Source organism: Pseudomonas sp. GLN_2, assembly GCF_043106005.1.
Lineage (GTDB): Bacteria > Pseudomonadota > Gammaproteobacteria > Pseudomonadales > Pseudomonadaceae > Aquipseudomonas > Aquipseudomonas alloputida.
In genome coordinates this window covers 19073-30588 of sequence record NZ_JBICMC010000063.1, presented here as the reverse complement: position 1 = coordinate 30588, position 11516 = coordinate 19073, and the positions used below count along the sequence as shown (strand labels likewise).

Genomic DNA, 11516 nt, shown 5'->3' with positions numbered 1-11516 from the left:
CCCACAACACCCGTGCCGATCACGGTGCCACTGGCATCGCGCACCTCAACAGTGGCGCCGGGTTCGCCGCGACCGCTCAGGGCCAGGCCGTCAGCGCCGACGGCAATGTTGCTCACCGCACCGGGCGGGGTAATGTCCGGCGCATCGAATTGCAGCGGCGCAGAGGCGTTGCCGTCAGCATCCACCAAGCGTACGTCGAGTGCTTCGCCGTTGGCCTGAGCAGGCGACAAGGTGAGGCTGAACAGGCCGTCGGCACCGACGACGCCGGTGCCAACTAGGTTGCCGGCAGCATCGCGCACTTGCACGGTAGCGCCGGGCTCGCCGCGACCGGTGAAGGTGACGCCATCGGCCAAGGCCAGGTCAGTCGGTTGTGCAGGCGGCAGCAAGTCGGCCGAGGTGACCGAGCCCGGTTGGGATACGTTGCCGGCGGCATCGGTGAGGGTGACTTGCAAGGTGCTGCCGTCGTTCACGGCAGGATTCAGGGTGACGGTGAAGGTGCCATCCGCGGCGACGGTGCCGGTCGCGAGGATGTTGCCGGCCGCGTCACGTACCTGCACGGTGGAGCCGGCTTCGCCTCGACCGCTGAGCTGGCTACCGGCAACGCCGATCACCAGATTGGTCGGTGCTTCAGGCGGGGTGGTATCGCCGCCATCGATGTCCGGCGCGGTGACCGAGCTGGCAACGGAAGTGTTGCCAGCGGCATCGGTCGCGGAGGCTTGCAGCACTTCGCCGTCAACTTGTGGCGGGTTGAGGTTGAGGCTGAACACGCCGGTCGGGCCGACCACGGCAGTGCCCAATTCGGTGCCGTCGGCAGCCACGATGCGCACGGTGCTGCCCGGTTCGGCACGGCCGGTGATAACGCTGCCGTCCGCGCTCACCGCCAGTTCGGTTGGGGCGGCAGGGGCGGTGATGTCGGGCGCGGTGATCTGTGCGGGCAGCGAGGAAACGCCGCCGTCATCGATGGCCACCACGTCCAGCAGTTCGCCGTTGGCTTGTGCGGGATTCAGTTCGATGCTGAAGCTGCCATCGGTGTTGGCAATGGCACTGCCAATCAGTGTGCCGTTGGCGTCATGCACTTCCACACGGGTGCCAGCCGGCGCGGTACCGGTGAGGGTGGTGCCATCAGCATCGATGGCCAGATTGCTCGGGCTGTCGGGCGCGGTGGTCAATGGTACATCGTACTCGGTAGCCACCGAAGCATTGCCGCTTGGGTCGGTCTGTACCAGGCTCAACTGCTCGCCCGGCTGTGCGGCTGGGGCGAGGTCGATCAGGAAGGTGCCGTTGGCACCGACCACACCCGTGCCGATCACGGTGCCATTGGCATCGCGAACTTCGACGGTAGCGCCGGGCTCGCCGCGACCACTCAGGGCCGTACCACCTGGGCCGACCAGGATATCGGTGACCGCATCGGGCGGTGTGATGTCCGGCGCATCGAATTGCAGTGGCGCCGAGGCGTTGCCGGCGGCATCCACCACGCGAATGTCCAGGGCTTCACCATTGGCCTGGGCGGGGAGCAGCGTGACGCTGAAGGTGCCGTCTTCGTTGACCAAGCCACTGCCAATCAGGTTGCCGGCAGCATCGCGCACCTGCACGGTAGCACCAGGCTCACCGCGACCGGTGAAGGTGACACCATCGGTCAGGGTCAGGTCAGTGGGTTGCGCGGGCGGCAGCAAGTCGGCCGAGGTGACCGAGCCTGGTTGGGATACGTTGCCGGCGGCGTCGGAGAGGGTGACTTGCAAGGTGCTGCCGTCGTTCACGGCTGGGGCCAGGGTGACGGTGAAGGTGCCATCTGCAGCGACGGTGCCGGTCGCGAGGATGTTGCCGGCCGCGTCACGCACCTGCACGGCAGTGCCCACTTCGCCACGACCACTGAGCTGGCTGCCGGCAAGGCCGATCACCAGATTGGTCGGTGCTTCAGGCGGGGTGGTATCGCCGCCATCGATGTCCGGCGCGGTGACCGAGCTGGCAACGGAAGTGTTGCCAGCGGCATCGGTCGCCGTGGCCTGCAGCACTTCGCCGTCAACTTGTGGCGGATTGAGGTTGAGGCTGAACACGCCGGTCGGGCCGACCACGGCAGTGCCCAATTCGGTGCCGTCGGCAGCCACGATGCGCACGGTGCTGCCCGGTTCGGCACGGCCGGTGATAACGCTGCCGTCCGCGCTGACCGCCAGTTCGGTTGGGGCAGCAGGGGCGGTGATGTCGGGCGCGGTGATCTGTGCGGGCAGCGAGGAAACGCCGCCGTCATCGATGGCGACCACGTCCAGCAGTTCGCCATTGGCCTGGGGCGGGTCGAGGGTGACGGTGAAGCTGCCGTCGGGGCCCGCCACCACAGTGCCAATCAGCGTGCCGTTGGCGTCATGCACTTCCACACGGGTGCCGGCAGGTGCGGTACCGCTGATGCTGCTGCCGTCTTCGGCGAATACCAGGTCGCTGGGGCTGGCAGGCGCAGTGGTGACCGGGACTTCGAATTGCAGTGCCGAGGAAGCGTTGCCGCTTGGGTCGGTCTGCACCAGGATCAACTGCTCGCCCGGCTGCGCGGCTGGGGCGAGGTCGATCAGGAAGGTGCCGTTGGCACCGACCACACCTGTGCCGATCACGGTGCCATTGGCATCGCGAACTTCGACGGTAGCGCCGGGCTCGCCGCGACCGCTCAGGGCCGTGCCACCTGGGCCGACCAGGATGTCGGTGACCGCCTCGGGCGGTGTGATATCCGGGGCTGTGAACTCCAGCGGTATCGAACTGTTGCCGGCGGCATCCACCAGACGCACGTCGAGTGCTTCACCATTGGTCTGGGCCGGCGACAGGGTGAGGCTGAACAGGCCGTCGGCACCGACGACACCAGTACCGATGACATTGCCGCCAGCATCGCGCACCTGCACGGTGGCACCGGGCTCGCCGCGACCGGTGAAGGTGACGCCATCGGCCAGGGCCAGGTCGGTCGGTTGTTCAGGGGCGGTAGTATCAGGGGTGTCGACGTCCGGTGCCGTGATGTTGGCAACTGGCGAGCTATTGCCTGCCGCGTCTGCAGCGCTGACCTCCAGGGCCTGGCCGTCGCTTTGTGGCGGTTGCAGGGTGATGCTGAACTGGCCGTCCGCACCGGCCACCGCAGTGCCCAGCAATACGCCACCTGCGCCTCGTACGGATACCGTCGAGCCGGGCTCGGCACGACCGGTGAGGGTGTCACCCTGCCCATTGATTGCCAGCTCGGTCGGCGCCAGTGGTGCAGTTGCGTCCGGTGCAGTGACAGTGCCAGGCGCCGAGACATTGCCGGCGGCGTCGGTCAGGGTGACATCAAGGTTTTCGCTGTTGATCTGCGGTGCATTCAACGTCACGTTGAAGTTGCCGTCGGCACCCACTGTGCCGCTGCCGATCAGGTTGCCGGCGGCGTCGCGGATGTTCACCGTGGTGCCTGCTTCGCCACGGCCGGTCAGACGCAGGCCATCCGGTGAAACCAGCAGGTCGATCGGCGTGGCCGGTGCGCTGGTGTCGGGGTCGGAACCGCCGCTGCTGCCCCCGCCTCCATTGTCCGCTGCTGCTGCTGCGCCGCCCACGCCCAGCAGGCTGAGCCCGGCAATCGCCCAAGTTGGCATGGCGCTGCCTGCGGTACCGATGCCTGCGACCAGTTCGTCCAGCGAGGCCACTTCTTCGAAGGTGAAACCGGTGAACGCTGCCGCATCGTACTGGGCATGCCACAGGGTGCCGTCTTCGCCGACGAAGACCATATCGCTGCCGATCCCGGCCTGGTCCACGGCGAAGAAGTTACCGATGGTGACCTTTTCCCCCGACTTCAGGGTGACGATTAGGTCCTGCCCGCGCTGGGTGACCGTGGCCACTTTGTCTGGAGATACCGGTACCTGCACGACGCTTGGTGCTTTGAGATTGATATTGCCCCAGGCGCTCTGAGTGGCGACTTCGGATTGCTTATCGGCGACGACGATGTTGTCCATGGATGCTCCCTGCTGATATCCGGATCCCCCGGCCCGAGTATTCGGGCCTCAACCGACGTAACAGAGCCCTGTCAGGGGTATTACGCACAGCCTCGACCAGGCAGTCGACAAACGGGTGGTTAGGGAGATATAGCAGCCGGTGGGGAAGCAACCAGATGGCTTTCTGGGTTAATCCTTTGGTAGAAAAGCCTCAGCGAAGCCCTAGCCTGCGGGCCAAACGGCTCAGGTTTGCGCGGTCCAGACCGAGTTCCCGGGCCGCTGCTGCCCAGTTGTCCTGATGCCGCTGCAGGCAGGCTTCGATCACCTGTCGCTGGTAAATATCGACGGCTTCACGCAAGCCGCCTTCAGGCGGGGTGACCACTTGCAGCGGTGCAGCGGGAGAGGGCAGCGTGCCTGGCGTGGTTGCCGACACACGCAGGTCCAGGTCGATGGCTTCGAGGGTGAGGATACGTGGCCGATCAGGGTGCTGGCCTAACGCCTTGAGTGCCGAGCGGCCGATCAGGTGTTCCAGTTCGCGCACATTGCCTGGCCAGTCGTAGGCGATCAACGCGGCTTGGGCCTCATGGCTCAGGCGCAGGCTGTTCAGGCCAAGCCGTGAACGGTTCTGTTCGAGGAAGTAGCCCGCCAATAGCAGCACGTCTCGCCCACGTTCGCGCAAAGGTGGCACGTGCAGCGGGTAAACGCTGAGGCGGTGATAGAAGTCGGCGCGAAAGTTGCCCGTACGCACCTCGGCAGCGAGGTCGCGGTTGGTAGCGGCGATCAGGCGCACGTCCACCCGGTGCTCGCGGTCCGAACCCAGGCGCTGCAACTGGCCGCTTTGCAGCACGCGTAGCAGTTTCGCCTGCACCGTCAGCGGCAGTTCGCCCACTTCGTCGAGGAACAGCGTGCCGCCGTTGGCCAGTTCGAACTTGCCGCGGCGCTCGCCATGCGCGCCGGTGAAGGCGCCGCGCACATGACCGAACAGTTCGCTTTCCACCAAGGTGTCGGGTAGGGCGGCGCAGTTGAGGCTGACCAGCGGCTTGTCGGCGCGGTTACTGGCCTGGTGCAGGGCCTGGGCCACCAGCTCCTTGCCAACCCCGGTTTCGCCGGTGATCAGCACGGTCAGGTCGCTGCTGCCGACCAGACGAATTTCCTCCACCAGGCGTTTGTGCGCGGCGCTCTGGCCAATCAGCTCTCTATCCTGGCCGCTGGCCTGGCGGTAGAGCTCGGCGCGATGGTGTTCGTCTTCGGCGCGTAGGGCCAGGTGCTCGATACGCTCGGCCACGGTAACGGTGGCGGCAGCCAGGCTGGCAAAGGCCTGCAGGGCATCCAGTTCCAGGCTCTGGAACTGCCCGGGGGTGAGGGCGTCGAGGGTGACCAGGCCCCATGGGCGCTCATCGACCATCAACGGGCAGCCCATGCAGTCGTGCACTTCAAGGTCGGCATCGGGGGCATTGACCAAACCATCGTAGGGGTCGGGCAGTTCGGAATCGCTGGCGAATCGGGTGGGTTCCGGGCGGCTGAGCAGTATCTGGAAACGCGGGTGCTCGCTGACCCGAAAGCGCCGGCCGAGGGTGTCGGGGCTAAGGCCATCCACTGCCAGCGGCACCAGCCATTCACCATCCAGTCGCAGCAGTGCTGCAGCATCGCACGGCAGCAGGCCACGCATGGCTTGCAACAGGCGGCGGTAGCGTTCCTGGTCGGGCAAATCGCGGGACAGGTCGCTGACCAGGGGCAGGAGGGTGGTGAGCAGTGGCTGTGTAGTCATATGGACTCCTATGGGTCGATATGACTATACGCAGGGGTGGGTCGTTTTGACATGACCTGCATCAAACCCCTGATTTTGCTGGCGATAAAAGTTGGCACGATTGCTGTAATGGCAGGGGCAGTCATTTGAAGCCACAGGCTCAGGAGTTGTTGCAATGCTCAATGCCGAACAACGTGCAATCATCAAGGCCACTGTACCTCTGCTGGAAAGCGGCGGCGAAGCGCTGACCACCCACTTCTACAAGATGATGCTCAGCGAATACCCCGAGGTACGGCCGCTGTTCAACCAGGCCCACCAGGCCAGTGGCGATCAGCCGCGTGCGCTGGCTAACGGCGTGTTGATGTATGCCCGCCATATCGACCAGCTGGAGCAACTGGGCGGCCTGGTCGGGCAGATCATCAACAAGCATGTTGCCCTGCAGATTCTGCCGGAGCACTACCCGATTGTCGGAAGCTGCTTGCTGCGCGCCATCGAGGAAGTGCTGGGCAAGGACATTGCCACCCCTGCGGTGATCGACGCGTGGGGCGCGGCCTATGGCCAGCTGGCCGACATTCTGATTGGCGCTGAAGAAAACCTCTATAAAGAGAAGGAAGAAGCCGAGGGTGGCTGGCGCGGTACCCGTGAATTCCGCCTGGTACGCCGCGAGCAGGAAAGCAGCGAGATCGTTTCGTTCTACTTCGCCCCGGTGGATGGCATGCCGGTGCTCAAGGCAGAACCTGGCCAGTACATCGGTCTGAAACTTGACATTGACGGTGCCGAGCAGCGCCGCAACTATTCCCTGTCGGCGCTGTGCGACGGCAAGGAATACCGCATTAGCGTCAAGCGCGAGGCGGGCGGCAAGGTCTCCAACTACCTGCACGATGAGCTGGTGGTGGGCGATACCCTGAAACTGTTCCCGCCTGCGGGTGACTTCACCCTGGCAGCCAGCGACAAGCCGCTGGTGCTGATCAGCGGAGGGGTGGGCATTACCCCGACCCTGGCGATGCTGCAGGCAGCACTGCAAACCCGGCGCGAGGTGCATTTCATCCACTGTGCGCGTAATGGCGCGGTGCATGCCTTCCGGGACTGGATCGATGGCCTGGCGGCGCGCCATCCACAGCTCAAGCGCTTCTACTGCTATGCCGAGCCGGAAGGTGGCGCTGCGGCCGACGCCGTGGGTTTGCTCAGTGAAGACCTGCTTGCCGAGTGGCTGCCGCAGGAGCGTGACGTGGACGCCTACTTCCTCGGGCCGAAAGGCTTCATGGCGGCGGTCAAACGCCAGCTGAAGGGCCTGGGTGTGCCGGAGCAGCAGAGCCGCTACGAGTTCTTCGGGCCGGCGGCAGCGCTGGAGTGATGTAGCGCCTGTGCCGGCCTCTTTGCGGGCACGCCCGCTCCCACAGGTATTGCACCGGTCTTGAATGTGGTGCCGTCTCTGTAGGAGCGGGTTTACCCGCGAAGGGGCCGGTACAGGCTTATAAAGTGCTCGTCCCCCCGCTGCAGCACACCTTTCTGCCTATATATAAAGGAAAGATGAAACCGGGCGCTGCGCTTTCTTCCTTAATCATCCTTTAATCACGGTATCCTTCACTCCCGGGTGTCGAGGGGCTTGCCCCTGCGCGGCACCTGGGCAGCCGTTTTTTTGCCGCCCGGCGTTGAACCGACGTCGTTGCGGCCGGTCTCAGCCACACTGGATAGCCCTGCGCAGTGCTTCCGCGACGCTCCCTCGGCATGCTCACAGGCCATGCCCAGCGTGTAGACTTGCGCCCAGGCAGGCGGACCACGCTGCCACTATCCATCGAAGGAACCGGCAATGAACGAACAAACATCGCGCCTGAATCGGGAACGGCGCTTTCTGGTGCTGTTGGGGCTGATCTGCCTTTCACTGATCGGCGGCGCCCTCTACATGCAGGTGGTGCTAGGCGAGGCACCCTGCCCGTTGTGCATCCTGCAGCGTTATGCGTTGCTGTTCATTGCCGTGTTTGCCTTCATCGCTGCGGCGATGCCTGGGCGCCGCAGCCTGACCTTCTTCGAGGCATTGGTGGTGCTCAGTGCAATTGGCGGAATCGTTGCGGCTGGCAACCATGTGTATATACTCGCCAACCCCATGGTCAGTTGCGGTATCGATACCCTGCAGCCGATCGTGGATGACCTGCCACTGGCAAAGCTGTGGCCACTGGCGTTTCAGGTCGACGGCTTCTGCAGCACGCCGTATCCGCCGATCCTCGGCCTGTCGCTGGCGCAATGGGCACTTGTGGCGTTCGTGCTGACCGCCGTCCTCGTCCCGCTCGGTATCTACCGCAATCGACGCCAGGCTTAGACAAAAGTCCCGAATTGCATGGGGTCTTTTGCACCGCATGAGAAGAGGGAAAAGTTGCGCACCGCTTGATCCAGATCAACCCACAGGCCTTGCAGAATGCGGCTTTGAGGCCTAGCAAGCGGGGTGCGACAAACTGTCGCGAAGTTGAATTATTGAGCAGCATTGTTACGGATTCTGTAAAAGACTGTTGCTCAATAAGTCATAGTCAAGGGTTGGCGACCTATCTACAATCGCCCCCAATTTCCGTTCGGCACTGCTTGCGAGTCGCAGGATTGAAGGAAGCCCCAGCGCTCCTTTTTGCTGACTTCGTCAAGTTTCGCCCAACGGCGATACCGGGCGGACACCCCTCCGCGTTTTCCCGCACCAAATGGACTTGGTCTGAAGTACAGGCCTGTTGCCTACGAAACCATAAGCACCGCTAACCCGCTTGAAGCCAAGGTCCTGCAGTCGGACCCCAGGCAGGAGCGAGTACGGGCGCGAAATGCCTCACTTGGCAGGACGAAGTGTTGGCTACCAAAACACAAATTGCATTGAAGCAAGCTGATCTAGAGGTCGTGAGATGAGTAAAAAGCGTTACCCCAGACTGTTTGGCATATTGCCCTTTTTAGGCATGCTTTTACTCAGTGGGTGCAACTGGACCCTGCTCGACCCGAAGGGCCAGGTCGGCATTGAGCAAAAGAACCTGATCCTGATCGCTACCGGCCTGATGCTGCTGGTGGTAATCCCTGTGATCATCATGACCCTGGCGTTCGCCTGGAAGTACCGTGCTTCCAACAAGGCAGCCACCTACACCCCTGACTGGTCGCACTCGACCAAGATCGAGGCCGCGGTGTGGATCATCCCGATCCTGATCATCATCGCCCTGGGTTACGTCACCTACCACTCCACCCACAAGCTGGACCCTTATCGTCCACTGGATTCGGACGTTAAGCCGATTCAGATCGACGTGGTCGCGCTGGACTGGAAGTGGCTGTTCATCTACCCGGAGCAGGGCATTGCCACGGTCAACAAGATCGTCTTCCCGGCTAACACTCCGGTCAACTTCCGCGTCACTTCCGACGCCGTGATGAACTCGTTCTTCATCCCGGGCCTGGGCGGCCAGATCTACGCCATGGCCGGCATGACCACCAAGCTGCACCTGATCGCCAACGAAAATGGCGAATTCGACGGTATCAGCGCCAACTACAGCGGTGCTGGCTTCACCGGCATGAAATTCAAGGCTACTGCCACCTCTCAGGAAGACTTCGACAAGTGGGTCGCTGAAGTCAAGCAGTCGCCGAAGAAGCTGGACAAGGCCGAATACGACGCCTTGGCCAAACCAAGCGAAAACAACCCGGTCGCGCTGTATAGCGAGGCTTCGCCTGAGCAGTTCCAGCTGATCGTCGACAAGTACGAAGGCATGAACCGCGGTCGTAGCCACGAAGAAGCAGGCAGCAAAGATCTGGCCACAACCAAGGGTGTGGAATCGAGTATGCAACCAGCTGCCGGTGCAGAGGAGTAAGAGATGTTCGGTAAATTAAGCCTGGAGGCGATACCCTATCACGAGCCGATAGTCATGGTGACGCTTGCCATGATCGCGCTCGGCGGTATCGCTGTCGTCGGTCTTATCACCTATTTCCGCAAGTGGACCTACTTGTGGAGCGAGTGGCTGACTACTGTCGACCACAAAAAGATCGGCGTGATGTACATCATCGTCGCGATGGTCATGCTGCTGCGCGGCTTTGCCGACGCCATCATGATGCGTACCCAGCTGGCTGCCGCAACCGGCGGCTCCGAAGGCTACCTGCCGCCTGAACACTATGACCAGATCTTCACCGCTCACGGTGTGATCATGATCATCTTCATGGCGATGCCGTTCTTCACCGGCCTGATGAACCTGGCGGTTCCTCTGCAGATCGGTGCACGTGACGTTGCCTTCCCGTTCCTGAACTCCCTGAGCTTCTACCTGCTGCTGGCAGGCGTGCTGCTGGTCAACATCTCGCTGGGCGTTGGTGAATTCGCCAAGACCGGCTGGGTTGCCTATCCGCCGCTCGCGGGCATTCAGTACAGCCCTGGGGTGGGTGTCGACTACTACATCTGGGCGCTACAGCTATCCGGATTGGGTACGACGCTTACCGGCGTGAACTTCCTCGTCACCGTGATGAAGATGCGCGCACCTGGCATGAAACTGATGGACATGCCGATCTTCACCTGGACCTGCACCTGGGCCAACGTACTGATCGTCGCTTCGTTCCCGATCCTGACTGCTGCACTCGCTCTGCTGACTGTTGACCGTTATCTGGACTTCCACATCTTCACCAACGAGCTTGGTGGGAACCCGATGATGTACGTCAACCTGTTCTGGGCGTGGGGTCACCCTGAGGTTTACATCCTGATCCTGCCGGCCTTCGGCGTGTTCTCGGAAGTCACTTCGACGTTCTCTGGCAAACGCCTGTTCGGCCACCACTCGATGATTTACGCATCGGGCGCGATCGCCATCCTCGGCTTTGCTGTATGGCTGCACCACTTCTTCACCATGGGTGCCGGCGCCAGCGTCAACACCTTCTTCGGCCTGGCGACGATGCTGATCTCCATTCCGACCGGTGTGAAGCTGTTCAACTGGCTGTTCACCATGTACCAAGGCCGTGTGCGCTTCACCGCACCGATGCTCTGGACCCTGGGCTTCATGGTCACCTTCTCCATCGGTGGCATGACCGGCGTACTGCTGGCCGTTCCGGGTGCTGACTTCGTCCTGCACAACAGCCTGTTCGTAATTGCGCACTTCCACAACGTGATCATCGGTGGCGCGGTATTCGGCTACATCGCCGGTTTCGCCTTCTGGTTCCCGAAAGCCTTCGGCTTCACCCTGAACGAGAAGTGGGGCAAAGCTGCCTTCTGGTTCTGGCTGTCGGGCTTCTACGTTGCGTTCATGCCGTTGTACGCCCTGGGCTTCATGGGCATGACCCGTCGTCTGAACCATTCCGACAACCCACTGTGGGAACCCTACCTGTACGTAGCCGTTGTCGGCGCCGTGCTGATCCTGTTTGGTATCGCTTGCCAGCTGATCCAGATCGTCGTTTCGGTCCGCGACCGCAACCAGAACCTGGACGTGACCGGCGACCCATGGGGCGGCCGTACCCTGGAATGGTCGACTTCTTCGCCACCTCCGTTCTACAACTTCGCTCACATGCCTGAGAAAGTTGGCCTGGACTGCTGGCACGAAGCCAAGGAAGCAGGCGTTGCGTACAAGGCCCCGGCCAAGTACGAAGCCATCCACATGCCGAGCAACACTGCTACCGGTCTGTTCATGGGCCTGTTCCTGACCGTCTTCGGCTTCGCTTTCATCTGGCACATCTGGTGGCTGGTGGGCGCGAGCCTGGTTGCAACCATCGCTGTCTTCGTTCGCCACGCTGCACGTGACGACCAGGGCTACATGGTTCCGGCCGAAGAAGTGGCGCGCATCGAAGGCGAGCGTATGAAAGCGCTGGCCAAAGCAGGTGCTCTGCCTGCCGGCGCACGTGTCGAATCGTTTGAGCGGGTGTAATCA

Annotated in this window: 6 protein-coding genes; 4 read left to right on the top strand and 2 right to left on the bottom strand. The window is 62.6% G+C overall.

The window, feature by feature from the left end; genetic code table 11:
• Positions 1-3947: Ig-like domain-containing protein (locus ACF8Q6_RS14960; RefSeq protein ID WP_392499027.1), on the bottom strand; the 3947-nt coding region annotated here is incomplete at its 3' end.
• Positions 3948-4137: 190 nt separating this feature from the next.
• Positions 4138-5694, bottom strand: a complete 1557-nt coding sequence (norR, locus tag ACF8Q6_RS14955; protein ID WP_012051222.1) for a nitric oxide reductase transcriptional regulator NorR — start codon at positions 5692-5694, stop codon at positions 4138-4140.
• A gap of 154 nt (positions 5695-5848) precedes the next feature.
• Between norR and hmpA the strand changes: the two genes are divergently transcribed.
• From hmpA to cyoB, 4 genes are all read left to right on the top strand, one after another.
• A complete protein-coding gene (gene hmpA / locus ACF8Q6_RS14950; protein ID WP_012051223.1) occupies positions 5849-7027 on the top strand; it encodes an NO-inducible flavohemoprotein in 1179 nt (392 codons plus the stop codon).
• A 456-nt stretch (positions 7028-7483) separates the two neighbouring features.
• Positions 7484-7990: a disulfide bond formation protein B gene (locus tag ACF8Q6_RS14945; protein WP_003248609.1), complete on the top strand. Its 507-nt coding sequence runs from the start codon at positions 7484-7486 to the stop codon at positions 7988-7990.
• 559 nt (positions 7991-8549) lie between these two features.
• On the top strand, positions 8550-9491 hold the full coding sequence (gene cyoA / locus ACF8Q6_RS14940; RefSeq protein WP_003248605.1) for a ubiquinol oxidase subunit II: 942 nt from the start codon (positions 8550-8552) through the stop codon (positions 9489-9491).
• A 3-nt stretch (positions 9492-9494) separates the two neighbouring features.
• Entirely contained in the window at positions 9495-11513 is a 2019-nt protein-coding gene (cyoB, locus tag ACF8Q6_RS14935; RefSeq protein ID WP_010952047.1) for a cytochrome o ubiquinol oxidase subunit I, read from the top strand.
• The last annotated feature ends 3 nt before the right edge of the window (positions 11514-11516 follow it).

Excerpts from the sequence above, each read along its gene's own strand:
- hmpA (WP_012051223.1), top strand. The coding sequence starts at position 5,849 with ATGCTCAATGCCGAACAACGTGCAATCATCAAGGCCACTGTACCTCTG.
- cyoB (WP_010952047.1), top strand. The coding sequence starts at position 9,495 with ATGTTCGGTAAATTAAGCCTGGAGGCGATACCCTATCACGAGCCGATA.
- ACF8Q6_RS14945 (WP_003248609.1), top strand. The coding sequence starts at position 7,484 with ATGAACGAACAAACATCGCGCCTGAATCGGGAACGGCGCTTTCTGGTG.
- cyoA (WP_003248605.1), top strand. The coding sequence starts at position 8,550 with ATGAGTAAAAAGCGTTACCCCAGACTGTTTGGCATATTGCCCTTTTTA.
- norR (WP_012051222.1), bottom strand. The coding sequence starts at position 5,694 with ATGACTACACAGCCACTGCTCACCACCCTCCTGCCCCTGGTCAGCGAC.